A 25101-nucleotide genomic window follows, 5' to 3' on the forward strand; every position below is an offset into this window, starting at 1 on the left:
TTTGTGAGTCATGAGTGTTCACTGCTGGGCAGCGTATCGGCGATGATGTCGAGTTGTGCCGCGGCGGTGCGGACCTGTTGGTCCATCGGCCCGCCGGAACCGAAGGAGGGCGCGGCCTCGATCAACGCGTCGAGGATGGCGGCGCACGCGGGGGCCGTGGGACGCCTGCCACCGACACGGACCATCTGCCCCAAGGCGATGGCCAGTGCGCCGTGCAGCCACCGCAGGCGGGCGGCCCTGTCGAGGGCGTTGAGCGCGGTCCTCATGCCCGCGAGGTTCGCATCCGGGTTGTGACCGTCGGAGCGGGCGTTGTCGGTCGGCGGGAGAACGACGCCGCCGCGCATGGTCGCCAGGGTGGCACTCGCCGCACATCGCATGTCCTGGAGTCTGTTTCGCGTGTCTGGATCAGTGTCCACCATGTCCGGCAGGTCCCCGCTGTGGTGGGGGTCGAAGATCAGGCCCAGTTGTCTTTCGGCGAGGTTGCCCAGCTGCTCGGTGCCCATTGCGAGCAGGTGCCCGACGAGCGCGATCGGATGATCGAAGTAGTTGTCGCTGTGTACGACGGTGCCGTGCTCCGGGAAGAACAGCGGGCTGTCTCCGATGCCGTTGAGCTCGCTGTCGACGACGGTGCCGACCCGCCACAGGCTGCTTCCCAGCGAATCGAGCAACTCCGCTGCGCCGCGCAGGCTCGAGTCCTCCCGCGCCGAGCGCGCGCTGCGGGGTGTCGTGCCACGGAGCAGGTCTCGTATCCGGGTGCTGGCTGCCGCCGCGTCGGGCGGTCCGGGAGCATCGAGGAGATGGTTCAGCAGGAAGCCGGGATCATGTCCGAGGAGATCGATCAGCACCGCCGTGACCGCGATGGCGGCCGAGTGTGATCGGCGGATAGCGGCCAGTGCCAGCCCTGCGGCCGCTACGGTAACGGTCGCGTTGTTCGCCAGCGCCAGTCGGTCACGCCCGTCGAACGACACCGGTGTGAGTCCGGCGGCGGCAAGGGCCTCGGCCGCGGGCAGCCTGAGCCCGGACGTATACGCGTGTCCGTATCCGCGAAGCGCGTCCGCCAGGTACCTCGACGTGAGATCGCCATTGGCCCACAGGGGTTCGGGACCGGGAACAGCGGGTGCGAAGTCGGTCCGCAGCATCGCCGCCAGCGCCCTCGGTACCGACACCGACACACCGGAGCGGCCTTGCGTCAGCGCCCATAACCGGACGAGGACCGCCGCGCGTACGACCCGAGGCGAGAGGCCGTCGCGTGGGTCCGCCGCACTGTGGTCGATGATGCCGTGTCCATCGAGAGCTGGTGTGTCATCGGTGAAGTCGACCAGCGGCCCGAGCCCGGTGATGCTGTCGTAGACAGGGGTGCCGTCTTCGAGTCGTCGGGTGACGAATTCCCAGCAGGCCGCGACGTTCTCGAGCGCGCTCGGAGAGATTTCCACGGCCAGAGGCTGCTCTGCGAGCTCCAGGACGGCCGGAGTCAGCCTGCCGGGGATTCGGATGGTCGCAGCCGACTGGGGCGCCGTGGCGATTTGGATGGTCATTTCAGACGCCTCCCATACAATGCCGCAGGCCCGATGCCGGCTACTCGGCTGCGGATTTCGTTATCGCCTATCTCGTGGAACGATCGGCAAGCCGTACCGAGCGCGCGGGCCTGAAATCCTCCGCAGGTCAGATCGGAAGATTCGCACAGATCTGGAATTCGCGCCGATCGACGCCTTCCCACCGGCGAGAATATGAAAAGACATACGCGCGAGTAACGTTCGGATATTCCGATGCCCGTATTCGCTCAGCGATGCAGAGGACAGCGTCCATTCGGCGGCGGAAGCGATCGATGCCGGGTGCTGATCAGCATGAAGCCGACAGCGTGCCCGGGCTTCGCTCCACGTCGAGCGTGCCCTTCGCGTGCAGGTAGACATCTGTGACGATGATATCGACGGGTGTTGCCGCGGCGATGTGCAGTCGAACCGAGGCCGCGGGGGCGTCGGCGGGGACCAGGGTTTCTGCCGCGATGTGTGCTCGTGGTGAATCGGCGTGCTCGACCGTCGCCGCGGCTATGGGGTCGCCGTCGCGTAGCAGTTCGACCCGGACAGATCCTGGAGCGGTTCCGGGGGCGAAATCTATTCTGCCGGAGAAGGAATAGATGATCCCTGGCGCTCGGCTGCCACCGTCGAGATGGATTGTTGTCTGTGCGCTGTCGAGGGTGATGAGCGGAACGAGTTCGCCGGTGAGCGGGAAGCGGGCCTGATCGCCGCCCGATCGGTTGAAGTTGCGCAGGCGAATCGGCGAACCTCCGGGTACTACCGCTCGGCCGTCCGCATGCCAGACGCCGTCGGTGACGATGTCGTCGAATACCGCGGATGGTGGGCTGCCGTAGTCGTTTCGCCAGTCCCGCAGGCGACTCCAGCGGGCCACCCGCGGATGATCGCCGATCAGAGTCGCGGCTTCGGGGAAGCTACCATCGACCAGGGCGATCAGGAATTCCGTTATTCCGCCGTCGAATCGGCGCCAGCGCCGGCTGGGGTCCAGATGATGCACGTGCTGCAGCATGTAGGTGGGCCAGCGATCGGGATCGTCGCCGTCGCGCAACCAGAACAGCAGGTCGCCACTGCTGGTCTTGCCCCACATCAGGAAGTCGGCAGGTCCCCGGCGGTCATCGGCTTCGAACAGGTCGAACAGACCGAAGGATCGCAACCGACGGCTCCGGTCCAGCAGAGAGGTCAGCGACCACTGGCCTTCGGCGCGCTCTGCGGGGAAGAACACCGACAGTTCCTGATTGACCTGCCCCTCGCCGTAACAGTCGATGAAGTCACGGTAGTCCGAGGGCAACCCGAATCCGATGGCACGCTCGATCTCACCCCACGGAGGCGCTACAAGCGGCGGAAGGGGCGGCGGAGGCATGAGCGAATTCAACTGCGCTACAGCAGGATGCACGGCAAGACCTCCTCGACGGTCGAGCCGAACCGTAACAGCCGCGACGGTCTTCCCCGCGAATGGGAAGTCGTGGACCCCGGATTGTCGAATTCTTCTGCGCAAAAGTCGAATTCGACTTCCCACGCCTGGCAGCAGCGCCCTCGATCGTATGATGAACTTCGGCTTCTCCTATCAGGTCGGTTCGGCTGCGCGGGTGCGGGTGGCGGTCGGTGTCTCGCCGGTGTGCCTGCGGTAGATGCGCCGGAAGGCCGCCGGATCGGCGTAACCAACCGCGCCCGCGATCACGTCGACGGGTTCGCGCGTGGTCGCGAGCAGGGTGGCCGCCTGCCCGACCCGGAGGCGATGAACGTACTGGATGGGTGAGACGCCGACGCGGTCGCGGATGCGGCGGGTCAGCGTGCGCGGAGAAACCGTTGCGACACTGGCCAATTCGTCCAGCGATAGTTGCCGGTGCAGATTGGCGTGCACGTGCTGTTGCACGGCGCGCAGCACCGGGTCGGTGGCCCGTAGATGCTCGAGCACCATGTAGCGCGACTGCGACATGCGGGCGTCGAGCACCAGGTAGTGAGCCACCTGCTCGGCCAGCGCACTGCCGCCGAGGCGGGCGACCAGCGCCAGCAGCAGATCCGTGTGGGCGAAAGCCGCACCGGCGGTGAGTATTTCGCCGTTGTCGACCACCATGCGATCGGAGTGCACGGTGACATCGGGGAAGCGGCGGGCCAACAGCGGCGCCAGCCACCAAGTAGTGGTGGCGGCCCGGCCCGACAGCAGCCCCGAGGCCGCGAGCACGAAGACAGCCGAGCAGGAGGCAGCTACCGTAGCGCCGGAATCAGCAGCACGCCGGATGATTTCGACGGCCCGCACGGTCTGGGGCCGGGTCAGCAGTTCCTCGACACGCGCTTCGCTGGACGCGGACGGCCCGGGCAGCACCAGAATATCGCCGGGTTCGAACTCCGCCGCGCCGAGCGGGGTTTCGGTATCGACGCTGATCAGCCGCCCACCGCTGGATCGGACCGGCAGCCCATCGAGTGATGCGACGCGCTGCCGCAGCCGCCCGCCTGTCGTGTCACCGGCGATCCCGGCTGCCGTGTCGACGATGTCGATACCGAGACCGAGTGCACCTTCGAGCACACCGTCCAGCGCGAGGTGGGTAATCATGTGGCGAGATTAGACCGAAGGGTGGCGATCTTGCCAATGGCGGTGTGCTGACCTGCTGCGACAGGGTATGGGGTGTGCAGCAATCTCTCCCGCAGGATCCTCTCGACGACGACCTTGCCGATTTCGCACCCCGGTCGATCACACTCGACGGAGTAGCCCGCACGGTGTACGTCAGCGGCAGCGGACCGGCCGTCATCGTCATGGCGGAAATGCCCGGCATCAGTCCCGATGTGGCTCGCTTCGCCCGCTGGGTGCGCGACGCCGGGCTCACCGTCTACCTGCCGTCACTGTTCGGCCGCGACGGTGCCTATCCGGAGGCGGAGGCCGGCGTGGAAGTCTTCGAACGAGCCTGTGTCAGCGCGGAATTCCGGACCTTCGGCGCGGGCAAGTCCAGCCCGGTCGCGGTGTGGCTGCGTGCGCTGGCAGCCCTGGCCCATCGCGAATGCGGCGGTCTCGGCGTCGGCGCGCTGGGTATGTGCTTCACCGGGAATTTCGCGCTCACCATGATGCTCGAGCCCGCGATGCTGGCGCCGGTGCTGTGCCAGCCGTCGCTGCCACTGGATGAGCCTGGCGGACTGGAGATTTCGCCCGGTGAGCTCGCGGCCGTGCGGGAGCGACTCGATCGCGATGATCTCGTGGTGCGCGCCTATCGCTTCGAGGGCGACCGCTTCTGCACCGCGCAGCGCTTCGCCGCCTACTCCGCGGCGCTGGGTCCGCGTTTCGAGCCGCGAGTGCTGCCCGCCGATGCGGCGAATCCCTCTCCGCCGCCGTTCTTCTCGCAGATCGTCGGCTGCCCGCACAGTGTGGTCACCGCGCATCTGATCGATTCGGCGGGGGAACCGACCGCCGCGGCCCGCGACGAGATCCTCGCCTTTCTCGTGGAACGGCTGACTGCGGACATCCCGTTGCAAAGCGGTGCCAGGGCAAGGAAGACGGCCTCGAGATCGACTGGCCAGGGCGAAGTGGTGTGAGTGATGAAAACCTTCAATCGCCGCTGGTTCTGGGATTCTGCAACATCGACCTTGTGGCACCCGCCGGATACATCGGACGCGGTAATCCGACTGCAGGTCACAAGATCCGCGACCGATGACTTTGCGATCAACCCTGCGTACCTTTATTTAACCCGATGAAGATCGCCACGACATGCGCTGACTCACGTGGGCTTGGCAACGGTGGCGTATTCACCCACTCGGTGAATCCCGAACGCAACTCGTAGGAACCCACACTGGATCTGCGAGCTTGGATGTCAGCAACGCAATCGGACACTGCACCCTATGCGGCCCGCGAGAAGCGAGGCTTCGGCGGACACAGTCGCTCCGAAAGCGTGGTAGGCAGTGGCACTGCCTACCACGCCAGCCAGTGCTGGATGCGGCCACAGTTCAACGACTTTCTCCGCCCTGGCGCACCTTTTTACGGCCTGTTCTTGCGCTGGCGGTCCGGCGGTGAGATCACCGCCGTCCACAACAACCTACGTGACGCGTCGGGTGTCACGGGCGGTCGCGACCTCGACCCGACCATGGCGATCATCGACTCCCGAACCGTGCGGGCCGCCGAAACCGTCGCCTCCGCTCGGTGAGACAGTCATTGTGGAGGTGAGGTCAGTCCGCGGAAATCTGCTCGTAGTACCAGAACGAGTGGCCTTTGGACCGACACGAGATGCTCGCATGAAACCCGGACTCACATGTGGCGCCCATGTAATTGATGACAGGGCCCCACTGCCCGTGATCGGTGGCGACCTCAGCGATGTCCGGATTGCCTCCCGGCAGCGTGTGCGGAGTGCCGCCGTCGAAGGCCGGATGGCCCGGCGCCCAAGAAACATCGATGACAACCTCACGGACCGCGAACGGCATCGGCACAGTGAGACCCGCGACCTTCATCGACATCACCTTCGGCGAAGTGTCACAGCCCACCGTTCCATCCGATGCTATCGAGCACTGGAATGTGCCCGAGTTGAAGGAGAAATAGACAGGTGCAGCTGCCGCCTGCGCCTGCCCGGAGTGAACGATCGGCACTGCGGCAACGGATGCGAGAATCCCAGCGACTGCGTACGAACGATGCATGACTTCTCCTTTGTGGGGGAATACATTTGAGCAACTCTTTGTCGAACAGGAAACCTGTGATAGGCATCTCTACTGCAAAATCTGCAACCTCGCTCGGACCGAACAGCGCACTAGGGGTTCGGTTCTCCTGTGAGGTTCCCCGCTGATCCGCAGAGCGGATTATCTGGTTCCGGCTGGAACCTGTTGATGGTAACCGGCTTCGAACTCGGCCGGCGGGTACGGCTGGCCGGTTGGGTGCTGGGGAATAGCCCTGCACCGCAACCGGGTTCAGACGTTCAAGAAGCTCACGCGGACCTAGGCGTCAGTGCCGATTCATCGGGCTGTTGGGGTTCATAGGGTTGATCGGGTTGTTGGGATTGAGCGGGTTGTTCGGGTTGAGCAGGCTGTTCGGATTGGCCGGATTCGAGGGATTCTTGGCCCAAAGGACTCTCGCGCACCAGTCCTGGAAATCCTTGTCGTCCTTGAACTCTGGCTGATCGCAGTTCGCGAGGTCGTACGTCTGCGGATCGGCATGCGCCGCCGCCGAGGGCTCGGCGGTAGCGGTTACAACTGACACCGTGAGCGGGGCGGTGACGAGGGCGCCCGCGACGGCAAGGCCCGCCAGCAGTCCGCGCCGATCGATACTCATGAAAAACACTCTGTTCCTTTCGCCTCTGTAGCGAGGCTTCAACCGAATCCCAGATCCCCGAATCTGGGCTGTCTTCTCGCCCTCAAGGAAATCGGCGGAATCTAGAATTCCATCTGCTCCGCGTCAGCGACTTCCCAACGTTGGGAATACCTGGCTGCAGCGATCGCGATCTGCTGGTACTGAGAGAAGGCGACGATGCGTTGTGCACTAGTGCCGGTGGCGACATCGATGTCGCTTCCTCGGCTTGACGGACTTCAGGCCGAAACTGAAAGGTTGTACCTCCCCGGAGGACTCGTTCGCCCGAGCCTGCAACCACATCCAGTGTCCGTGGCCCTCGGCGAATCAAACGAGTTGAATCATTCCCCTATCAGTCAGGACAACAGTGTGCCCCGAACCGCATTGATCATCGGCGACCTCCAGCGGGGTATCACGACCAACTTCGCCTTCGCCCGAAAGCCTCTCGCGCCCCTCATCGAGCTACTCCCCCGCGCCCGCGAATCCGGAGCCCTGATCGTGTTCGTGCGCTTCGCCTTCCGTGACAACGGCACCGACATCCCCCCGCGCAACCCCCTGCTCAGAACGTTCTATGAAGACGGCGAGAACTTCCACGAGGGAGCAGCCGCAACGGAGATCGATCTGCCGGTCGCACGCACCGACGTGACGGTGCTGAAAAAGCGTGCCAGTGCGTTCGAGGGCACCGACCTCGACCTTGTACTGCGCGCGCAGGGCGTCAGCGCTCTCGCCATCGCCGGTGTCGCGACCTCCGCAATGGTGGCCGCGACCTGCTACGGGGCCGCGGACCGCGACTACGACGTCACCGTGCTCCGCGACGGATGCGCCGACGCAGATCCGGCGATACACGACTTCTTCATGGACTCGGTCTTTCCCAGCCGGGGATTCAACGTCGCCGCATGCGCCGATTGGCATGCCTGAGCACACCTTCCACGCCGCAGCCGAGCGGAACGGACGGGCAGGCAGGCAAACACGAACAGCAGCCGACTGAAGTGGAGCAGACGATCGCGAAGGTCAATGGGCAAGGACTCGGCGAGGACGAACGCGACGGGAGTCCGTCAGCGTCCCCTACACGACCGTCCCTGCCGCCGCTCACCTACGTTCGTCTCGGGGAGCGTCCGCTCAGACGGTTTCCCCAATTGTTCGTCGGTCTCGCCCTGTACGGATTCAGCCTCTCGGTCATGGTCCGCACCTGTCTGGGCGTCAATCCCTGGAGCGTCCTGTACGAGGGGCTGGAACGTCACACTCCCCTGAGTTTCGGCATGATCAGTGCCCTGCTGGGTGTTTTCGTGCTCTTGCTGTGGATCCCCCTCGCGCAGAAGCCGACGTTGGGCACCTTCGCCAACATCATCGTTGTGGGGTTCTCCTCCGACCTGGGTCTCTCGCTGATTCCTCAACACCTCGGGCTCCCGGCCCGGGTTGTCCCGGCCGTCGGGTGTGTCGTGCTCAACGGCCTGTCCATCGCCGTCTATGTCGGCGCGCGCTTCGGCCCGGCCCCCGCGACGGGCTGATGACCGGCACCTCCGCCACGACCGGGCGTTCCATCCGGTTCGTCCGCACCTTGATCGAGCTGGCCGTGCTCGCGGTGGGCTGGGTTCTCGGCGGGACCGTGGGTATCGGCACGGTGATGTACGCCTTGCTGGTGGGCCCGATCGCCCAATTCTTCCTACCCTGGTTCGCCTACCGCAGGACCAGCGAAAGCACCGTGGAATAATGACCGTTTCGAGGGAAAGCACCTCGTGCACAACCGCTTTCAGTCGATCATGGCCAACAACGGCATTCACGCGAGCACACCGGCCGCGCGCACCGCGCCGCATCATCGGGTCTGCGCAGTCTCGTCGTATTCGCGTTGCGCGGTGACGATCTGCTCGCTGTGCTGGACGGTCCATTCGTACAGATGCAGGAACGGGTCGCACAGGGACTCTCCGAGCGGCGTGAGGGAGTACTCCACGCCCACCGGTGACGTCGGCAGCACTGTGCGGCGGATCATGCCGTTGCGTTCGAGCCTGCGCAGTGTCTGTGTCAGCACCCGTTGGGTGATGCCTTCGCATCGCCGCTTGAGTTCATTGAAGCGAGTGGGGTTTTCGAGGATCGCCATGATCATCATCGACCACTTGTCGGCGATCTGATCGAGGATGGGACGGCTCGGGCAGTCCGGGGCGAAGGTCCAGTCCGTCTGCTGGGTCGAATCAGCCATCGTGGTGTCCTCCATGATCCCTGGTGTCCCGAAGGTGCGTAATTGATGCCCGCGGAGGCTCGGACGAGCCTAGGTATGTCTTGCATACCAGCGCACTCGCCGAGACGAAATGGAGCAACCCCCATGGCTTTTGACGGCTACAGCACCTTGCGGGCGACCGGCGGGAACGGCGTTCTCCGGGTCGTCCTGGACAACCCGCCGGTCAACGTACTCGGTGCGGTCATGATGCGTGAGCTACAAGACCTGCTCGCCGCGGTTCGCGCGGACTCCGAGGTGCGGGTCATCGTGTTCGAGAGCGCGAATCCCGAGTTCTTTCTCGCTCACGTGGACATCCAGGTTGCCGACCGGATGGACATCCTGAGGGACCTCGCCGCGTCCGCGCCGGAGGAAACGGCGGGACTCGGACAGGTCGAAGCGTTGATGGGCATCACGCCGGGCGGCGGCGGGACCCAGTATCTGCGTGAGCGAGTGGGCAGGAACCGGGCATTGGAGATCGTCCTCACCGGCGATCTCGTCGACGCCCGCACTGCCGCCTCGATCGGCTGGATCAACCGTGCCATTCCGGCGGCACACCTCGATACGTATGTCTCCGATGTCGCATCGAAGATCGCAGCGCTCCCCGACGGGGTGATCGCCGCGGCGAAAAAGGCTCTCCCGCCAACCGAATTCGGCCCTGGGCTGATCGTGGAGAACGATGCCTGGGCCGGTCTGGTGGATCAGCCCGCGGCCCAGCGGATCATGGGCACGGCCCTGACGAGCGGAGCGCAGACCCCCGACGGCGAAAGAGATCTCGAGCAATTGCTCCGAGGAATCGCCGACGCCGAGCGGTCTGCGTTCTCCTCCGCTCCTAGACCGTGACGACGATCTTCCCTGTGCGGAGTCCCTTTTCGAGGTGGCGGTGTGCCTCGACAATGTCGTCGAAGGCGAACACCGTGTCGATGGCGGGCCGCGGTGTTCCGAGGCGCACACCGGCGTTGAGGAAGGCCGCCATGCGCGCCACCACGACGGCGTCGAGGGTGTGCTCGAAGCTGCGGTAGCTGAAGATCGTGAGCGGTGTGCCGGTCGGGAAGGCTGTGGGCCGAGGGTCCAGGAAGCCGGCGACAACCAATGTTCCGCCGGGGCGGGCCGCCTGCACGAGATCCTGCTGGCCGGGGCCCATGACCAAATCGAGGACGATGTCCGCGCCGTTCCCGCCGGTGTGGTGGCGGACGGCTGCGGCGAGGTCGGCGCCCTCGGTGGCGATGACCGCGGCGGCGCCGGCGGCGAGCAGGTCGTCCTTCTTCGCGGCGTGCCGGGTGAGGGCGATGGGCACGGCCCCGATCTGGTTGGCGATCTGGATCGCCGCCCGCCCGACGCCGCCGGACGCGGCGGTGATGAGGACATGGTCGCCGGGCCGCATCCTCGCCTTCTCGACGAGCGCGCCGTAGGCGGTGGAGTAGGCGACCCAGATCGCCGCCGCCTCAGTGACTTTCAGCCCGGTCGGCCGGGCGACGACCCGGCTCGCGGGGACCGTGGTGTATTCGCCGTAGCTGCCCCGCACGTTCGCGTCCGGAACGGCCGCGAGGATGACCGGATCACCGATCTCGAGCCCGGTGACCCCGGTACCCACTGCGTCGACGACGCCGGTTCCTTCCACGCCCAGCCGAGCGTGCGGCAAGGGCACGGGGGCGGGCGAGAGGCCCGAACGCATCATCTGATCGAGCGGGTTGACAGCGAACGCTTCGATCCTGACCCGCACCTCGCCGACCCCCGGCTCCACGACCGGCTCCTCCACGACCCGCAGGACCTCCGGCCCGCCGAACTCGTCGAACACGACTACTCGTGGCATGGTGGCTCCTCCATATCCGATGTTGAATTCGTTTGCCGCGGACGACGTTACGGAGCCCTGAGTTACCTCCTGGTACCTTCGAATTCCATGCAGAACATGGCTGGACAGGTCTTTCTGGCCGACTGCCCCACACGGCTGGCGGTCGAGATCATCTCCGACAAATGGGCCGTGCTCGTGCTCTTCGGGCTCAGCCATCAGCCCTGCCGACACGGTGAGCTCGTCGAGCTCATCGGCGGCATCTCGCGCAAGGTCCTCACCCAGACGCTGCGCCGGCTCCAGCAGTACGGTCTGGTCGAACGCCGCGCCGAGGCACCGCGGCGGGTCGAATACGCCCTCACCGATCTCGGCCGGACCCTGGTCGAGCCCATCGAGGTCCTGACGACCTGGGCACGAGACCACGGCGGGGCCATCGCGGACTTCCAGGAGGCGGCGCAGGCCGCGGACGCCGCCGCGGCTCGCGCGGCGGGTTGATCCCGGCGATGGCTCAGGGCCGGTTGTGCAGGTCGGTCCGTTCGGCGGCGTGTTCGGCGAGTCCGGTTGCCATGGTCTGCATGAAGCGGCGCAGGTACCACTGCTGGAACCAGCCTGTCCCCCAGCGCGTCGTGAACGTGCCGTGCCAGCGGATGCGGGTACCGCCGCCGGGCTTCTCCTGGAGTTCGATCGCGGCCCGGTAGTCGCGTAGATACGGGTTCTCCGCGCCCTCGTAGGCGAACTCGCGGTCCGGGTCCAGGCCGGTGATCCGCTCCTTGGTGACCACTTTCCCGGTGCGGAACGCGCGAACCGCGCCGACGCCGTCCCGGCCGTCGGTGGACAGGCCGCTCGAATGCCCGGCCTCCAGGGCGTCGATCGGCGTCCAGGACGGCCAGCTGCGCGCGTCGAGCAGCAGGGCCCACACGGCCGAAGGCGCGGCGGTGGATTCGGCGGTGACGTCATAGGACTGCATCGAGAAACGCTAACGCGACAGCGCTCCCCACCCCATACGCGGAATTGCGGTGTGCCGGTCAGGAATTGCGGTAAACCGAGGTGCGGACCCCGGTGTAGCGCAGAAATGCGGCGGACAGCGCGCCGGGTGTGGCGAAACCGCACCGCTGGGCGATCCTGTCCAGCGACAGATCGGTGCCGCGCAGCAGACGTTGCGCCTCCTCGACCCGCAGCCTGGTGAGGAATCGGTGCGGCGTCTCGCCGGTCGCGGCCCGGAACACCCGGACCAGGTGGTAGACCGACAGGTGCACCTCGGCGGCGAGGTCGGCCAGGGTGACCGGCTCGGCGAGCCGGTCGCGCATGATCGCCACGATCGCGCACACCCGGATGTCCTCCCGGCCCGGGGCCCGATCGGCGGGTAACCGCGCGTGCCGGGTGAGCAGGTGCGTGGTCAGGAAGGCCGCGGCGGACTCGGCGTACAGTTCGCCCGCCCCGCCCGGGGCGCCGAGCGCTCGAATCGCTTCCGCGAGTAGCGGATCGAGCTCGGCGAGGGAGGCGGCCATGGCCTCGTAGTCCACCTCGCCGCCCAGCCGCGCGGCGACCGAGTCGACCGTGTCGCGCGGAATGTGCACCTGCACACTGCGCATCGACGCGTCGCCGCGGTAGCGCCGGACCACGGGCCGGTGCGGAATCCCCAACTGGATCCGCCCCGGCACCCAGGGCCGGCGCACGATCCGGCCCCCGTCATCGGTCTCCATCTCCGCCCGCCCGGACACCGGCAGCACCAGATGCAGGTCCGCGGCGCCGGGCAGCGCCATATCCTCGACGACCGGGACGTGCTCGAACCTTTGAACCAGCACCGACTGCCAGCCCACGTCCTCCCAGCTGTAGAACGTGCGCCGCACATACCTCGACGGTGCAGACGGGCAGAAGACACCTGCGAAGCCGCGACCGCCATTGTCGGTTCCCCGCCAGGCTTTTCCGGATCTTCATGGGAGTTTCTTCTCCGCGACCGGACGCCGATAGGTGATCCTGTCGAATTCGCGGCCGAACTCGTCCACCGCGGTCACGTCCATCTCGCTGGCGAAAAGGCCCGGGCGCACATCTACCCGAATGAACGAGTACCGGCGGAACCGAACGCGCGACCAGGCAATATCGGTCTCGCCCTGATCGGTACCGTCGCTGGTCCACAACGTGGCCTTGGCGACGGTGGTGTCGGGCAACTCGTTGCCGCGGTAGCTCTCATCAGCCGGGAACGTCGCGTGGATCGCACCGCCGCCACCTACGACGTAGTAGACCGTGCCATCTGTTTCGGGGTAGACGATCGAGTTGTCCGGCGCGGCCTTGGTGGGTCGGCCACCACGCATCGGATCGGTCCGTTCGAAGTTGTGGTTGTGGCCCTGCAGCACCACATCGACCCGATACCGGTCGAACAGATCCGACCAGGCCGAGCGCACCCCGCCGTCACTGGCCGCGCCCACGCCGGTCGCGTACGCGCATTCGTGGAAGAAACAGACGATGAAATCGACAGCGGGGTCCGCTCGATACGCGGCCAAGGTGTGCTCCACCCAGCTCGTCTGTGCCCCACCGGAATAGCCGAGGTTGGCGCGTACCTGCCAGCTCACCTCGTTCGCATCCAGCGACAGCACCGCCACATTGCCGTAGCGGAACGAATACACCGAGGGGCAGCCGTCCGGCCCGTTGCCGGGCAGGTCCAGTCTCCTCGTCAGCCCGCCGTAGCCATGGGTGCCATAGATTGCTTCCATGTCGTGGTTGCCGGTGGTGAACATCCACGGCACGCGCGCGGCACTGGATTCGATGGCTTGGAAGTAGCTGTCCCATACGAACGGGTTGTAGGCGTCGACTCCCGGATTGTCGGTTCTGCCGCTCGGCGCGAACCAGTCCGGGCCGCCACCGTGTGAATTGTCCGCGTAGCAGATGTCTCCGGCCAGGATGTGGAAGTCGGGGTTGGAGGCGACGATCTGGCGCTGGATGTTCTCGGCGTTGCGGGCATCGGGTGCATCACCGTCGCTGTGGCTGTTGCGATAGGCGCCGGGACGTATGCCGCTCGGCTCAGCGGGAGTGTCGTCGATGCCCTGATCTCCCATCATGGTGAATCGGAAGGGCAGGAGCGCGAGGCGTGCGCTCGGCATCGCGGTGCGGGCCGCCACGACGTCGGTGGTGAATCCGTCGGAGGTGCGCCAGCGGTAGAAGTGCGGCAACCGTCCGGGCAGCCCGTCGACTCGGCCGTGGACGTAGAACTGCTCGGCGGCGAGCATTCCCCCATCGGTGCGGGGGATCTGCGTCACCAGGTTGCGCACCTCGGCCTCGGTGGTCGCGCCCAGGGCCGGAGTGGGGCCATGGTCGAGAAACACCTTGGCACCGAGAGGATTACGCGACAACTGCGCCGAGAACCTCAACTGGCTGGCCGCATCCGGGCCGAATCCGACATGTCGCCCGCCGACCGCCAGCGGCGCGTCCGCAGCGTAGGCGACCCGACCGAAGGAACCGAGTCCGGCGACCATCGCCGCGGCCGCACCACCCTGCAGGAACGACCGGCGGCTTACCCGGTGCCGCTTACGGAACGCACGGTGCCAGTCGTACTGCTCGGCCATCGTCAGGTTCGCGGCAAGCTGCGAGGGAATGCCGGTGCGCGGCACCGCGCCGGGAGGATTCAGCACCCAAAACCTCAGTCGTCGTTGGTGATCCACGTGAGCTAGCCGAGAAGCTAGGTCCCGCCCGACATCTGGGCAAGCACGCGTTCCCGCCCGAGGGAAATGATCTACGGCCTTTGACGCAGCACGGCAGCTTATCCCCCGACTTTCTCGATCACTGAGCCGGCGACACCGACACCGAACTGCGCGACGCCCGTCCCTGCGGATCGGCCTTCCCTGCACACGAAAAGCACTGCGGCGCACATGATCCTTCTCGCTGCTGGCGAATCGCGCCGCCCGGGCTAGGTTCGTCCGGTTCCACTCATTGACACCCGTACCGACCCACAGTGGTTCGTGGGCCGGTGGTCGACAGGAGACGAATCGGTGAACTCGACAACCGCCACATCAACTGTGACGGAGCCGATCCGCACTGCCACCACAACAACAGAACTGAAGCCCGCACGGTTACGGCTGAAAGATGTCACACGCGCGGATCGACGAGACGGGTAGGAACGCCGATGGCCATCACTGATATCCGGGCATTCGCCCACCTGAGCGAGAACGACATCGAGGCGCTAGGACGCGAACTCGACCAGATCCGCACCGACATCGAGGATTCCCTCGGGCAGCCGGACGCCGACTATATCCGGCGAATCATCCGGATCCAGCGTGGTCTCGAGGCAAGCGGCCGACTGTTGCTGTTCGGCGGGCGCTACCGGATGGCACGGATTGCGGGGACCGTGATCCTGGCAGCCGCGAAGGTCATCGAGATGATGGAGCTCGGCCATAACATCAGCCACGGTCAATGGGATTGGATGAACGACCCGGAAATCCATTCCACCCAGTGGGAGTGGGATTTCATCGGACCGTCGGCGCATTGGAAGCACGCACACAACTACATTCACCATACGTACACCAATGTCTACGGCAAAGACGAGGACCTGGGCTTCGTCGTCTCGCGGATGACTCGCGACGAGCCCTGGCGACCGATCCACCTGTTGCAGCCGGTGACCAATCTGCTGTTGGCCGCATCGTTCGAATTGGCCATCGCAGTGCACGACCTGGCTCTCGAGCGACAGCTTCTGGGCATTCCCCGCGGCCGGCTGCGGTCGAAACCGGACACCGAGTTCGCCCGGAAGCTCGGCCGGCAAATCGGCAAGGACTTCCTGCTGTTCCCCGCGCTCAGCGGACGCAGGTTCAGACACACGCTCACCGCCAACGCGCTGGCGCTACTGCTGCGAAACCTCTGGTCCTACCTGGTGATCATGTGCGGGCACTTCCCTGACGGCGCAGAGAAATTCACCATCGAGCAACTCGAGGAGGAAACCCGCAGTCACTGGTACCTGCGGCAGTTGCTGGGCTCGGCGAACTTCCACGCCGGTCCGACGCTGGCACTATTGAGCGGCAACCTCTGCTACCAGATCGAGCACCACCTTTTCCCCGACCTGCCCAGTAACCGCTACCCCGAGATCGCCGAGCGTGTTCGCGCATTGTGCGACAAATACGACCTGCCCTACACCACGGGCCGGCTGCCTGCACAGTTCTGGCTGACCTACCGCACCGCTTGGAAACTCGCGCTTCCAGACTGGTTGCTGCGCCACACCTCCGACGACGCCACCGAAACCAGATCCGAGCGAAAGTTTCTCGGGACCTCGCTGACCCACGACGGCCGGACCATCCAGAAGCCGACCGACCCGATCACCGGTGCACGACAAGGGCTTCGCGCCGCCCTAGCCGTCACCGAACGCTCGAGGCAGCCAGCCCATGGGCGGGGCCGGTGGTTCGGGTGGAAGCGTTCATGACGGCAGCGCGAACAGACCCGGTAACGGCAGAGCGGCCGGTGGTCCGGATTCTCGCTGGAGTGGCCGGCCGCAGCCTCACCTTGATGGTCGGGATGGCGATCGGCGCGACGGACGCACTCGCGGCCATACACGCCCGCAACCACCCACAACCGGCCCTTGCACCGCAACCGGTGGCCGTAGGTGTCAGCGGTGGCGCTATCGCTGCCGCGGCGATCGCACTCGGCACGACTCGGGCCCAGGCCCGGCGAATCGCGATCGATCACCCTGAACAAAACGTCATGGGCGCGAAGAACTTCCGCTCCATGCTGACCCGGCACGCCTTGTATCCGCAGGCGCGCATCCGCGATCTGGCCCACACCATCGTCGGTGACCGCACGTTCGCCGACTTCGCCCTCGACCCGATCCCGGGCCAACAAGCCCACCAGGCCGCGTCGTCGCTGCTCATACCCGTGTTCTCCGCCGTTCACGGCACGCTGCTGCTACCACGGGACCTACCGAGGCTCGGCTTGTCCGACCTGCCCGTCGCCGACGCACTCGTCGCCGCTACCCGCATACCAGGAGCACTGCCCGCCGCCCCGGGACTGGAGGACATCTTCGACGGTGGCTGCCAATTCCGCGTCCCTCACGACATCTTCACCCCACACCCTGCCCTGATTCTGGACCTGTACGGGCCGCAGCCATACGACAGCCGAGGCGGATTGCTCTTCCCGCTACTGCATCCGGCACTACCGGCCATCCGCAGCAGGCCGCGTCCGTTCCACAACCAAACCCTGCGGGAGTCGACGATCTTCGCCCACCAACCCTACGGCGCCGCACTCACATCACCCACACATGCGCCCGAGGAATTGTTCGACACCGGCTACGCCATTTCCACCAGATGGATCCACTCCCGCACCGATCAACAACTGCTCAACATCGTCGACCCACACATCATCGGGCTTCCCGACGAAACCATGACAACCGACCGAATCCAAACAACCGCCTGACGAGTCAACAAGCGGCGGGCAACCACTGGAGCAACCACAAAGGGTGCAATCTGTGGAACAGCATCGGCGTTGTCTGCACCGGTGCGGCTTCCCTCAGTGAGCGGTAGCGTTCTGGGCCGGTCGGCGATCGAGCAGATGCCGGTGGAGGAAGGACAGCTCCGCCTCGACGGCCTCTTCGTGCGCGTTCGAGTACGGTGCGTAGTGACCACCGGGCAGGCGGATCAATTCCGCGTGGGGAGCTCGCGTGGCTACGCGGACCGCGGGCTGAGTCATTGCCGACCGGTCGTCGTCGCAGGCGATGACCAGCAGCGGGCATCGCACCCGTGGGGCGTGACGGCCTGGTGAGTAGAACCCGGTCCGCAACGCCGAACGGGCGGCGACGGTCTGCGGCCAGTCCCGGTATTCACCGTCGGGATCCAGCGCCGTTGGCATGTCGGTGGCGTCGGGTGTCGTAAGCGCCGCTACGGACCCCGGTTCGCCGACCAACGGAACAAGCAGCGGCGGTTTGCCGACCAGGCCGGCGAGGAGATCGAGCAGTGCCCGGCCGGTGAAATGCAGCAGTGCGACTGGCTTCTGATATCGAGATGCGTTGCGGGAGATCGCAAATCCGTCTGCATGCGGTGATTGAGCTATCGCAGCCGCCACGCCGGGCAGACGCGCGGCTACATGCAGGACGTGGCCACCCGAGAGTGAATGCCCCCACAGGGCGATCTTGCCCGGGTCGACTTCCGGCAGGGCGGAGGCGAATTCGACTGCCGCCGCCCAGTCCTCGAGCTGTTCGCTGATGCGTACCACCTGACGCGGAATGCCACTGCTTTCCCCGAGGTGGCGATAGTCGAAGGCGATCACGCTGAATCCGGCTGCGTGGAACCGCTTCGCGAACAGGTCAGTGCCGGGTTCCTTGGTCACGGCGATCGGGCCGGCCATGACGACGCAACCGCCGTTGGCTCCTGGATAGTGCCACGCCGCGCATGTCCCGCCGCCGCTGGCGAACTGTAGTTTTCTCCGCACGATCGACATCGACGCTCCGGCCTTTCGGTGAATCCGTGGGCATCCCCACCTCGAAGTGAACCATGTGGTTCACATCGTGTCAACGATCGTGTGGGTGTCCCGGAAACTCTTGCAGCACAGGACTATTGGTCGGCCAATTCTTCGCGCTCGAGGGCGCGCACGAGCGCCTCGAGCCCGGCCTCGGCGCCGGCGATGTCTCCGCTGGTGAGCCAGTCGATCAGGAAACCACGCAGCGCCGCGAGGATCATCTGGGCCACCTCGCGCTTGCGTTGCTCCGGCCACACTGCCGGGCACAGCGAAAGTAGCAGTGGCAGGTACTGTTTCGATGCCTCCCTGCCCAGTGCAGCATGCCGCTGCGGATCGTATATCGCCAGTCCGATCGCCTGATCGAGCACCCGCAGCCCGGTCATCGGATCAAGAAGTATCTGCCACAGCGCTTGCACACGCGCCGACAACCTCTGCTGCTGTGGTGCAGCGAAGGCGGCACCGATGCGCTTGTCGCGCAATCGCGCGATCGCCTCAACGAGCAGGTCGTCGGCTGCGGAGAAGTGGTAGAGCAGCACCTTGTGTGTGGTGCCGGCTGCTCGCGCCGCCCGTCTCAGTGAAAAGTCAACCAGGCCATGCGCGACCAGATCGTCGGTGACGCGATCGAGCAGCTCCTCGCGCCGAGCCACACCACGAGCAGACCCCGTCGAACGCCGGTACCTAGAGCCCGGCGAAGCCATTGCCTCCTCTTGCGTGGACGGTGTCGAACAATCCATGACACGAACCTACCTCCGGAACTCGCCGGTGTTCTGGGCCGCCGAAGCGCTGCTTCTCACTCCCGGTCCTGGTACTCGGCCACAAGTCGGGGTCGACCTGCCCCACGGGCGGATGCTCGATTTCCCTGGCCACCAAAGGCGAAGACCGAGACGTGCTCGTTCTGGCGATCCAGCCACCTGATTCATCGGGCGTGCCGTCGGCGGCGGCGATGGCGAAGGTCCGATCGCAGAAGGGGCCCGCGTTGGAGTCCTCGCAGCTGGTCGTATCGTCGATTGAATCGTCATGTGACCGATTCGCGCTCACCCCGTACATCGGTCCCTGCAGACGAGCTGCTGCGGCTGCGCGTGTCCGGTCTGCATCGACTCCGACCGCGGTTGCGCCTGCCACAGAACGCCGCTACGTTCGCAAGTTCGCCTATTCGAGCAGGACAGTTCGGCACCGGGTGAGCAAGAACTGGCGGAACGAGCGGGATTCACTGTCACAGCAGAGAGATGAGGGATCGGTGCGGGAAGCTTTGCGGATCGCTGTTGCGCAACCTCGGTGCGTATCGCATGACGTAGCCGCCAATGTCGAGGCGCATGTCGAGCTGATCCGGGCCGCGCGTGCGCGGGTGGTGGTGTTCCCGGACTTGGGGCTGGCCATCTGCCGAGACACCGGGATCGCCGAGCACGCGCGGCGGACTGCCGCGCTCGATATCCACGGATATGTAGCCGGCGTGGTGCACAGCGCGGAAGAGGCGGCAGTCCACGGCGAACGTGCCCGCAACGTGGCGACCGAGCATGGCGTGTGGGCAGCCACCGCAGCGTTTGCGGGCCCGACCGGTGGCGGATTCCCTCAGACCTCGGGCCGCTCGGGCATCTGGTCGGCCACAGGTGAATTGCTGGCCGAGGCGGGAAAAGACCCTGGCGAGCTCGCCTGCCACACCTTCGAACCCGGCAGTTGGCAAGGCCGAGATCCGATCCCGACGGTGGCGTGACAGCTTCGCCTGTGAGCCAACAGGTTCCAGGTCTGGGGGGTCAGCTCGGGTTCAGTTCCATGAACCAGTGCAGGGCTCGTGAGGTTCCGGCGATGCCGGAGCCGTTGTGATCCACCGGGCCCAGATCGGTGATCGGGGCGGCGACGCGGTGTTGGCGCAGCGCGGCTCGGCAGTTGGCGCTGTTGGTCGCGGCGACGTCGCGGTCCTGGCTGCCGGTGTAGAGCCGCACGGGTAGGTGCGGCGTCCAGTCGCTACACGCGCTGTCGGCAATCGTCATTGCCGCGGCGAGCGGGCCGGTGGGGTTGCGCAGCAGGTCGATGCCCTGCGGGGTCAACAAGTGCTCGACATCGGGTGCCAGGGCTGTGGCGATGTCTTCGAAGGAGTGCGTGCCATCGAAGAGTTGCTCCACGACGCCGTCGTAGGGTGCCTGGAAGACCTCGCTCGGTGAGGTGTACAGCCCGTGCAGGCGATTCCACGACACCAGCAGGTAGGCGCTGTAGAAGGAGCCTGCGCCGGGGTCCAGTGTGCCGTCGAACACCGCGGGCAGTTCCGCGTTTCTCAAGTCGAACGGTCCGCTGATCGCGGCGACCGCGGCCGCCCGAAAGTCGGTGTCCGCGCCACTCTGTAATGCGCGCGCCAGTGCCATCGCTGCCGGTCCGCCCTGGGAGAACCCGACGATGTCGACGTCAGCACGGAGTCGGCGATCGAGGGTCGCGGCCTGGGTGCGTGCGGCGCGCAGCATGTCCACCGACGCGGTGGTCTCCGAGGGCAGATCCATGTACGGGTGCGGGTTGGGCCCCAGGCCCAGTCCCAGATAGTCAGGTGCGACGCCGGCGAAACCCGCGGTCGCGTAGGTGAGTGTCGCGACCAGGTCTCCGCTTTCCTCGGTGACCGACGCGGCCGCGGCCTTGGTGGGCTGCGTGCCGTGCTCATATGCCACCGTGGCCAGATCACGCCGGCCGTTGCGGGGTAGCGCGAGTACTCCGCTGGCAGTGGTCGGCCGACCGCCCGGATCGACGGTCTCGTATGTCAGGCGATAAGTCTCGACATCGAATCGCACTGCACCGGTATCGAATTCATCGGCTGCCAGTGCGGCTCTGATCTCGTCGGACGAGTAGTTCCGCAGGTGCTCGGCCTTCACGAGTCGCCCGCGAGTCCCGTCCGACGGTGTGGAATGCGCCGCCTCCGGCGAATGGCCGCACCCTGCCGTCAGCGCCGCAGTTCCGAAAAGCATTGCGGCACCGAACATTCCCGCAGTTGCCCGAATCCTGCGCGCCGGCGGGATGCGATGAGTCTGGGTAGTCACACCCCAAGCTCATCGTCGAGATCCACTTCGGCTCAATCACTCCCGAGGTTGACAAGGTCAGCGGATCTCACCTGTGGGTATGGCCTGTTTGCGCGGGAGCGCGGGTCGGTGGTGAAACTGGCACACCATCCCAACTACATCGGCGTAGCCACCGAAAGCACGCTCCGACAGGTGGTCGGCGTACTGGTCGGACTGGTCGCACCCGATACCGTCATCTCCCCCGACCGCTAGCGCGACTCGGCCCGCGGCGATCCCACAGCATTCAACGACACAAGGAGTCGATGAACGCCGAGAAGCCGGGAAACTCCTCGCGGGCCTCGGCCACGATCTGCGCCGTAGGGCGGCTCTTGCCCGGTGCGTAGCGCTCGGCGATGGCGCGGAATTCATCGTTCGGCTCGGTGTCGGCTGTCGGGCGGGTGAAGGCTTCCGCCGGGCCCGCACCGTTGGCGAAGATCCAGAGCAGATCATCGAGATCTCTTGCGATAACACCGGTCTCGCCCTCGGAACCTACGTAGACGATGGGTTGGGCGGTGAGCGGCGCAGCCGGGCGGACCAGCCAACAGCCGACGTAGTCTCCGGCGCCGGTCGACCCGAAGAAGCGGAATTCACCACCATCGACCACATCGTTGCCGGTCCAGAGGCGGAACCACCAGGCCGTGCGATCGGGCGCTTCGAATTGTGCGTACGGTTCGAAGTCGCAACCGGTGGATTCGTCGGTGTCCTCGTCCCAGTTCCACTCGAAACCGATGGCGAACACTTCCGCGAGGGCGGCCGGCAGGGTCAGATCTACGGTATCGGGCACGGGGACAGCTTATTTCGGTCGGCACGGCGGACCCGCGAAGCGGCGGTTCACCGCGGGACCACCGCCGAAGTATTGCGAACAGCGTCCCCCACGATCGGGGGTCAGGACGCCTTGCGGTGCTGTTCGTCGTGCTCGTGGCGGGCGATGACGCCGAGCACCTCGATCACCCACTCCGGCCGCTGCTCACCGGTCCCGGCGGTCGCGATATCGCGCTCGATGAGCGACCTGATGTAGGCCGACTGCGACATGCCGAGAAGTTCGGCGCGCGACTTGCACGCCATGTCCAGCTCGTAGGGCATCTTGATGGATCGGGGGACGAATACCGGCGCCGCGCCGGGCCCGACATCGATTCCGAGGTCGGCTTCGGTGACGGTGTCGTCGACGAATTCGAGGCGGTCGATCATCGCGGCCACCTGGTCGGGGCTCATGTTGTCCATCGGGTCAGTCATTGCGGGTCGCCTCCCATTTCTCGAACTCGGCGATCTGTTCCTCGGTAAGGTAGCGAGCCGCATACACCTCGGTATCGCGGCCTTTACGGCGGGCGTAGACGGCGACCGGAACTCCGCTGTCGGGACGACCCCACAGCACGAACGTCGTCAACCCCGTGGCGGGATCGATCGCGGTCCGGAACCAGACGCCCCGCCTCGCAGTCACCCAAGCACCGACCAGATCGAACACGTCATCCGGATCGACCTCGTAACGCTCCAACATCCGCGCCAACGCCCAGAACCACACGATCGCCACCTACCAAGACTACCCCAGAGACTACCGCAAGAATCTCCCATCTCGGCCGGTGCGATGACCGCCTGAACCCGCACATGCCACGCGGGGGTCAGTATTCACGTTCTGCCGACATCCATGCCTTGACAGGATCCCGAATTCTGCCAAGGCATGTCATCGACGGTCCGATGTTCGCTCCTGACCATGGTCGACATCGACACTCCTTTCCGAACTCATTCGTGTTCAGGTTAGGAGCTCCCCATTCCTGGGGTGGTTCGAGTCGACCGGGCGGGCTCGATCAAGGGCACTGGCGCCAGATGGTGCCGCAGGCCATGCGATTCAGACCGGTCAAGCCGGTGAGGAAGTCGGCTGAGCCAGTGACGATATCGGATGAGCCGCTGGCGATTTCGGTGTTGCTGACCTGCTGGGGGTCAGCCGGAGCTTCAGCATGGGCGGGAGCGGCCGTCGCCAACAACGCGCCGGCCAGCAAGGATCCGGCGACGATCTGGCGGTTGACTCGAATCATTGGGAACCCGATCTTCCTGTGTTTGTTTCGGCTACAAAAGTGACCCCACGAGTGGATCGAACGCCGTGTCCACACTGTTACGAACAATATTATTCGCAAACCGACTCGGCGACGAAACCCCCACTTGGAGCAGCCTTTTCGCCGCGTCCACCGCGTCAGAGTTCACAGCCACCGCTGTGCCGCCTAACCGACCTTGTGCCCGCGATCGAACAGAACCGTTCGCGTTGGATCCGAGTTCCCGTCCTCGCGCCGGCGGTTGGGCGAAGTTCCTGCCTACCCGTGACCCGACCCGGCCGCGTCTATTCGGAGACGACCCGTCCTCCGATTTCGCGCGAGAAGGAATAGCCTCTTTCGACTCGTGCTACTTCGACTGTGTAGTTCTGGTACCAGCGCTGTTTGCCGAGCCGTTGTGCTTCGAGATGTTCGACATCGGCCTTCCAGGCGCGGATAGATTCCTCGTCACGGTAATAGAGGACCGACAGGTCTCGGCCTTGGCCGTCGGTCATGCTTTCGCGGCCGAGGTAACCGGGCCACCCGGTACCGAGTTCGGTCATGGGGGTGGCCATCGCCTGGTGATCCGAAGCCTCCTCGCCCCGGAGCTGGGTCGTGATGATCACGGCGTAGTAGGGCGGTTGGGGACGCTCGACCGAGGACGAAGATGCCACGGAGGCGGATAGTAGTGGATCGCTGAGTCCCTACCTTGAAAGGACAGTTACGCGATGGCGGGCCATACTTCATCGCGATCGTACGAGAGTCCGGCAGCACGTGCGATCGGCAACATCTGCTTGCCGCACAACTCGGCGGTCCCGCGCGGCAGCCGCGCCCGCGGTCGCTGACCGCCCCCGCTAAGCAGCCGACCGTTCGGTTCCGATCCTCACCGTTCAGAACAACTTTCATCGTCTTCGAGCAAACATCGGGTCAGCCGCGTCGATTGCGAGCATGTGGTTGATCGACTTGCCCTCAGCCTTCCGGCTTGCCGGCTTCGTCGGGCAGCTCGGAGAGGGCAATCATAATCGCGATTTCGTTGAGAACGGCCGGCAACGGCACAGCGTCAGCAACACACCGTCAGATGACGGCGTAGAGCGGCGGGTGGAAGTTGTCGGGCCGGTGCCAGGCGAGTAGTTCACGCAAAGCCTGGGTTGCGGCCGGGTCGATTGCGGATACCAACTCGGCGACACGGCGGATGGTGATGTCGTGCCAATTGGCCGAGGCACAACATGTTTGGTGATCAGTCGGCGTGGCCGTTCGCCTTGTCGGCGACGCTCTGGGCCATATCGCGCAGCCAATCCTCGGGGTGGGTCATCAGCTCCCGCAGAGCCTCGTCCAACTCGCGGGTGACAGCGAGTGCCTCGCGTGGCATACCGAGGAGGGTACTGAGCACGGCGTACAACCGTTCCGAGACGTCCGGTCCTTCGTCTTCTGATGGGTGTGGTCGCAGGTGCGCGATGAGCGCCTCGACGGTTTCCGGGAGGCCGATGCTGGTGAGGGCCCTCTTCGCGGCATGCTGGGTGCCCTGGTAGCACTCAGCGTCTTGCAGAAGTGCGACGGGTGACCTCGAGATCTGCCAGCAGCGCGGCGACGGACTTGGACGTCATCGATGTGCCCCGATCGGCGTGCACGACCTGCGGACGCGGTTGAAGAAGATGGTCGCCGAGCAGGCCCTCGACATCGACATGCTCAACGAACTGAACCGGGGAAACTACTGAACCCGGACCGGCGCCGCAGAGCCGTTGTGGTTCTGCAGCAACGATTCCGGGTATCGCAACGGCGTGCCTGCCGGGTGGCCGGGCAGTCGCGGTCGGTGCAACGGCGACCGCCGGCGGTCGC

30 protein-coding genes and 1 pseudogene are annotated in these 25101 nt (G+C 65.6%); 12 read left to right on the plus strand and 19 right to left on the minus strand.

The genetic code is table 11. The features are described from left to right. Positions 1-8: 8 nt before the first annotated feature. The 3 genes from ACFXHE_RS41135 to ACFXHE_RS41145 form a co-directional block, all read right to left on the minus strand. Complete coding sequence (locus tag ACFXHE_RS41135) at positions 9-1535, minus strand: aromatic amino acid lyase (protein WP_379390690.1); 1527 nt, start codon at positions 1533-1535, stop codon at positions 9-11. A gap of 304 nt (positions 1536-1839) precedes the next feature. Then, entirely contained in the window at positions 1840-2925 is a 1086-nt protein-coding gene (locus ACFXHE_RS41140) for a hypothetical protein (protein ID WP_379390692.1), read from the minus strand. A 171-nt stretch (positions 2926-3096) separates the two neighbouring features. After that, positions 3097-4083 carry a GlxA family transcriptional regulator gene (locus ACFXHE_RS41145; protein WP_379390694.1) on the minus strand — a complete coding sequence of 329 codons (987 nt, stop codon included), beginning with the start codon at positions 4081-4083 and terminating at the stop codon, positions 3097-3099. Positions 4084-4157: 74 nt separating this feature from the next. On the opposite strand from ACFXHE_RS41145, the gene ACFXHE_RS41150 reads away from it, so the two are divergent. Both ACFXHE_RS41150 and ACFXHE_RS41155 read left to right on the plus strand, forming a co-directional pair. Beyond that, positions 4158-5054 (plus strand): dienelactone hydrolase family protein, encoded by an 897-nt coding sequence (locus ACFXHE_RS41150; RefSeq protein WP_379390696.1) that lies wholly within the window; start codon positions 4158-4160, stop codon positions 5052-5054. Positions 5055-5506: 452 nt separating this feature from the next. Next, positions 5507-5659: a hypothetical protein gene (locus tag ACFXHE_RS41155; RefSeq protein ID WP_379390698.1), complete on the plus strand. Its 153-nt coding sequence runs from the start codon at positions 5507-5509 to the stop codon at positions 5657-5659. A 22-nt stretch (positions 5660-5681) separates the two neighbouring features. On the opposite strand, the gene ACFXHE_RS41160 is transcribed toward ACFXHE_RS41155, so the two are convergent. Next, the gene (locus ACFXHE_RS41160; RefSeq protein WP_379390700.1) at positions 5682-6143 is read right to left on the minus strand and encodes a hypothetical protein; all 462 of its coding nucleotides are present in this window, start codon (positions 6141-6143) and stop codon (positions 5682-5684) included. Between the two features lie 301 nt (positions 6144-6444). Further along, positions 6445-6771 (minus strand): hypothetical protein, encoded by a 327-nt coding sequence (locus ACFXHE_RS41165; protein WP_379390702.1) that lies wholly within the window; start codon positions 6769-6771, stop codon positions 6445-6447. Positions 6772-7098: 327 nt separating this feature from the next. Here ACFXHE_RS41165 and ACFXHE_RS41170 point away from each other — a divergent pair, with 327 nt between their 5' ends. From ACFXHE_RS41170 to ACFXHE_RS41180, 3 genes are read left to right on the plus strand one after another with little or no spacing between them, the layout of a single operon-like run. Beyond that, positions 7099-7704, plus strand: a complete 606-nt coding sequence (locus tag ACFXHE_RS41170; protein WP_379390704.1) for a cysteine hydrolase family protein — start codon at positions 7099-7101, stop codon at positions 7702-7704. Then, positions 7683-8294: a YitT family protein gene (locus tag ACFXHE_RS41175; RefSeq protein ID WP_379390706.1), complete on the plus strand. Its 612-nt coding sequence runs from the start codon at positions 7683-7685 to the stop codon at positions 8292-8294. Before ACFXHE_RS41170 ends, ACFXHE_RS41175 begins: the two co-directional genes overlap by 22 nt. After that, entirely contained in the window at positions 8294-8497 is a 204-nt protein-coding gene (locus ACFXHE_RS41180; RefSeq protein WP_379390708.1) for a hypothetical protein, read from the plus strand. The genes ACFXHE_RS41175 and ACFXHE_RS41180 overlap by 1 nt, the downstream gene beginning before the upstream one ends. Positions 8498-8599: 102 nt before the next feature. Here the strand turns inward: ACFXHE_RS41180 and ACFXHE_RS41185 are convergent, their stop codons facing one another. Further along, a complete protein-coding gene (locus ACFXHE_RS41185; RefSeq protein ID WP_379390710.1) occupies positions 8600-8980 on the minus strand; it encodes a winged helix-turn-helix transcriptional regulator in 381 nt (126 codons plus the stop codon). 123 nt (positions 8981-9103) lie between these two features. On the opposite strand from ACFXHE_RS41185, the gene ACFXHE_RS41190 reads away from it, so the two are divergent. After that, positions 9104-9838, plus strand: coding sequence for an enoyl-CoA hydratase/isomerase family protein (locus ACFXHE_RS41190; protein ID WP_379390712.1), 735 nt, complete (start codon positions 9104-9106; stop codon positions 9836-9838). On the opposite strand, the gene ACFXHE_RS41195 is transcribed toward ACFXHE_RS41190, so the two are convergent. Further along, complete coding sequence (locus ACFXHE_RS41195; RefSeq protein ID WP_379390714.1) at positions 9828-10808, minus strand: zinc-dependent alcohol dehydrogenase family protein; 981 nt, start codon at positions 10806-10808, stop codon at positions 9828-9830. The two genes, ACFXHE_RS41190 and ACFXHE_RS41195, sit on opposite strands and share 11 nt — an antisense overlap. 87 nt (positions 10809-10895) lie before the next feature. Between ACFXHE_RS41195 and ACFXHE_RS41200 the strand changes: the two genes are divergently transcribed. Beyond that, positions 10896-11279 (plus strand): winged helix-turn-helix transcriptional regulator, encoded by a 384-nt coding sequence (locus ACFXHE_RS41200; protein ID WP_379390716.1) that lies wholly within the window; start codon positions 10896-10898, stop codon positions 11277-11279. 13 nt (positions 11280-11292) lie between these two features. Here the strand turns inward: ACFXHE_RS41200 and ACFXHE_RS41205 are convergent, their stop codons facing one another. The 3 genes from ACFXHE_RS41205 to ACFXHE_RS41215 all read right to left on the minus strand — a co-directional run bounded on the left by ACFXHE_RS41205 (position 11293) and on the right by ACFXHE_RS41215 (position 14407). Then, positions 11293-11751 carry an SRPBCC family protein gene (locus tag ACFXHE_RS41205; RefSeq protein ID WP_379390718.1) on the minus strand — a complete coding sequence of 153 codons (459 nt, stop codon included), beginning with the start codon at positions 11749-11751 and terminating at the stop codon, positions 11293-11295. A gap of 58 nt (positions 11752-11809) precedes the next feature. Beyond that, entirely contained in the window at positions 11810-12634 is an 825-nt protein-coding gene (locus tag ACFXHE_RS41210) for a helix-turn-helix domain-containing protein (protein WP_379390720.1), read from the minus strand. 84 nt (positions 12635-12718) lie between these two features. Beyond that, positions 12719-14407 (minus strand): metallophosphoesterase, encoded by a 1689-nt coding sequence (locus tag ACFXHE_RS41215; protein ID WP_379390745.1) that lies wholly within the window; start codon positions 14405-14407, stop codon positions 12719-12721. A 494-nt stretch (positions 14408-14901) separates the two neighbouring features. Here ACFXHE_RS41215 and ACFXHE_RS41220 point away from each other — a divergent pair, with 494 nt between their 5' ends. Both ACFXHE_RS41220 and ACFXHE_RS41225 read left to right on the plus strand, forming a co-directional pair. After that, the gene (locus tag ACFXHE_RS41220; RefSeq protein WP_379390722.1) at positions 14902-16185 is read left to right on the plus strand and encodes a fatty acid desaturase family protein; all 1284 of its coding nucleotides are present in this window, start codon (positions 14902-14904) and stop codon (positions 16183-16185) included. Then, the gene (locus ACFXHE_RS41225; protein WP_379390724.1) at positions 16182-17171 is read left to right on the plus strand and encodes a patatin-like phospholipase family protein; all 990 of its coding nucleotides are present in this window, start codon (positions 16182-16184) and stop codon (positions 17169-17171) included. Before ACFXHE_RS41220 ends, ACFXHE_RS41225 begins: the two co-directional genes overlap by 4 nt. Before the next feature lie 93 nt (positions 17172-17264). Here ACFXHE_RS41225 and ACFXHE_RS41230 read toward each other — a convergent pair whose 3' ends face one another. Continuing rightward, positions 17265-18098 carry an alpha/beta hydrolase gene (locus ACFXHE_RS41230; protein ID WP_379390726.1) on the minus strand — a complete coding sequence of 278 codons (834 nt, stop codon included), beginning with the start codon at positions 18096-18098 and terminating at the stop codon, positions 17265-17267. Positions 18099-18304: 206 nt separating this feature from the next. After that, on the minus strand, positions 18305-18856 hold the full coding sequence (locus tag ACFXHE_RS41235) for a TetR/AcrR family transcriptional regulator (RefSeq protein ID WP_379390728.1): 552 nt from the start codon (positions 18854-18856) through the stop codon (positions 18305-18307). A gap of 530 nt (positions 18857-19386) precedes the next feature. On the opposite strand from ACFXHE_RS41235, the gene ACFXHE_RS41240 reads away from it, so the two are divergent. Further along, on the plus strand, positions 19387-19920 hold the full coding sequence (locus ACFXHE_RS41240) for a hypothetical protein (RefSeq protein WP_379390730.1): 534 nt from the start codon (positions 19387-19389) through the stop codon (positions 19918-19920). A gap of 40 nt (positions 19921-19960) precedes the next feature. Here ACFXHE_RS41240 and ACFXHE_RS41245 read toward each other — a convergent pair whose 3' ends face one another. After that, entirely contained in the window at positions 19961-21154 is a 1194-nt protein-coding gene (locus ACFXHE_RS41245) for a hypothetical protein (RefSeq protein WP_379390732.1), read from the minus strand. 180 nt (positions 21155-21334) lie between these two features. Here ACFXHE_RS41245 and ACFXHE_RS41250 point away from each other — a divergent pair, with 180 nt between their 5' ends. After that, positions 21335-21457: a hypothetical protein gene (locus ACFXHE_RS41250; protein ID WP_379390734.1), complete on the plus strand. Its 123-nt coding sequence runs from the start codon at positions 21335-21337 to the stop codon at positions 21455-21457. Positions 21458-21488: 31 nt separating this feature from the next. Here the strand turns inward: ACFXHE_RS41250 and ACFXHE_RS41255 are convergent, their stop codons facing one another. The 6 genes from ACFXHE_RS41255 to ACFXHE_RS41280 form a co-directional block, all read right to left on the minus strand. Beyond that, complete coding sequence (locus tag ACFXHE_RS41255; protein ID WP_379390736.1) at positions 21489-22028, minus strand: hypothetical protein; 540 nt, start codon at positions 22026-22028, stop codon at positions 21489-21491. 101 nt (positions 22029-22129) lie between these two features. Continuing rightward, complete coding sequence (locus ACFXHE_RS41260; RefSeq protein WP_379390738.1) at positions 22130-22477, minus strand: hypothetical protein; 348 nt, start codon at positions 22475-22477, stop codon at positions 22130-22132. Continuing rightward, a complete protein-coding gene (locus ACFXHE_RS41265; RefSeq protein WP_379390739.1) occupies positions 22470-22772 on the minus strand; it encodes a hypothetical protein in 303 nt (100 codons plus the stop codon). The genes ACFXHE_RS41260 and ACFXHE_RS41265 overlap by 8 nt, the downstream gene beginning before the upstream one ends. A 274-nt stretch (positions 22773-23046) precedes the next feature. Beyond that, a complete protein-coding gene (locus ACFXHE_RS41270; RefSeq protein ID WP_379390740.1) occupies positions 23047-23274 on the minus strand; it encodes a hypothetical protein in 228 nt (75 codons plus the stop codon). 299 nt (positions 23275-23573) lie between these two features. Further along, positions 23574-23891, minus strand: coding sequence for an antibiotic biosynthesis monooxygenase family protein (locus ACFXHE_RS41275; RefSeq protein WP_379390741.1), 318 nt, complete (start codon positions 23889-23891; stop codon positions 23574-23576). Positions 23892-24502: 611 nt separating this feature from the next. Beyond that, a complete protein-coding gene (locus tag ACFXHE_RS41280; RefSeq protein WP_379390742.1) occupies positions 24503-24634 on the minus strand; it encodes a hypothetical protein in 132 nt (43 codons plus the stop codon). Between the two features lie 271 nt (positions 24635-24905). On the opposite strand from ACFXHE_RS41280, the pseudogene ACFXHE_RS41285 reads away from it, so the two are divergent. Further along, positions 24906-25101: pseudogene (locus tag ACFXHE_RS41285) on the plus strand (IS3 family transposase); the annotation flags it as partial.

Source organism: Nocardia sp. NPDC059229, assembly GCF_042754165.1.
Lineage (GTDB): Bacteria > Actinomycetota > Actinomycetes > Mycobacteriales > Mycobacteriaceae > Nocardia.

Excerpts from the sequence above, each read along its gene's own strand:
- ACFXHE_RS41135 (WP_379390690.1), bottom strand. The coding sequence starts at position 1,535 with ATGACCATCCAAATCGCCACGGCGCCCCAGTCGGCTGCGACCATCCGA.
- ACFXHE_RS41145 (WP_379390694.1), bottom strand. The coding sequence starts at position 4,083 with ATGATTACCCACCTCGCGCTGGACGGTGTGCTCGAAGGTGCACTCGGT.
- ACFXHE_RS41160 (WP_379390700.1), bottom strand. The coding sequence starts at position 6,143 with ATGCATCGTTCGTACGCAGTCGCTGGGATTCTCGCATCCGTTGCCGCA.
- ACFXHE_RS41165 (WP_379390702.1), bottom strand. The coding sequence starts at position 6,771 with ATGAGTATCGATCGGCGCGGACTGCTGGCGGGCCTTGCCGTCGCGGGC.
- ACFXHE_RS41175 (WP_379390706.1), top strand. The coding sequence starts at position 7,683 with ATGCGCCGATTGGCATGCCTGAGCACACCTTCCACGCCGCAGCCGAGC.
- ACFXHE_RS41180 (WP_379390708.1), top strand. The coding sequence starts at position 8,294 with ATGACCGGCACCTCCGCCACGACCGGGCGTTCCATCCGGTTCGTCCGC.
- ACFXHE_RS41185 (WP_379390710.1), bottom strand. The coding sequence starts at position 8,980 with ATGGCTGATTCGACCCAGCAGACGGACTGGACCTTCGCCCCGGACTGC.
- ACFXHE_RS41190 (WP_379390712.1), top strand. The coding sequence starts at position 9,104 with ATGGCTTTTGACGGCTACAGCACCTTGCGGGCGACCGGCGGGAACGGC.
- ACFXHE_RS41195 (WP_379390714.1), bottom strand. The coding sequence starts at position 10,808 with ATGCCACGAGTAGTCGTGTTCGACGAGTTCGGCGGGCCGGAGGTCCTG.
- ACFXHE_RS41200 (WP_379390716.1), top strand. The coding sequence starts at position 10,896 with ATGCAGAACATGGCTGGACAGGTCTTTCTGGCCGACTGCCCCACACGG.
- ACFXHE_RS41205 (WP_379390718.1), bottom strand. The coding sequence starts at position 11,751 with ATGCAGTCCTATGACGTCACCGCCGAATCCACCGCCGCGCCTTCGGCC.
- ACFXHE_RS41220 (WP_379390722.1), top strand. The coding sequence starts at position 14,902 with ATGGCCATCACTGATATCCGGGCATTCGCCCACCTGAGCGAGAACGAC.
- ACFXHE_RS41225 (WP_379390724.1), top strand. The coding sequence starts at position 16,182 with ATGACGGCAGCGCGAACAGACCCGGTAACGGCAGAGCGGCCGGTGGTC.
- ACFXHE_RS41230 (WP_379390726.1), bottom strand. The coding sequence starts at position 18,098 with ATGGCCGGCCCGATCGCCGTGACCAAGGAACCCGGCACTGACCTGTTC.
- ACFXHE_RS41245 (WP_379390732.1), bottom strand. The coding sequence starts at position 21,154 with ATGCTTTTCGGAACTGCGGCGCTGACGGCAGGGTGCGGCCATTCGCCG.
- ACFXHE_RS41260 (WP_379390738.1), bottom strand. The coding sequence starts at position 22,477 with ATGACTGACCCGATGGACAACATGAGCCCCGACCAGGTGGCCGCGATG.
- ACFXHE_RS41270 (WP_379390740.1), bottom strand. The coding sequence starts at position 23,274 with ATGATTCGAGTCAACCGCCAGATCGTCGCCGGATCCTTGCTGGCCGGC.
- ACFXHE_RS41280 (WP_379390742.1), bottom strand. The coding sequence starts at position 24,634 with ATGCCACGCGAGGCACTCGCTGTCACCCGCGAGTTGGACGAGGCTCTG.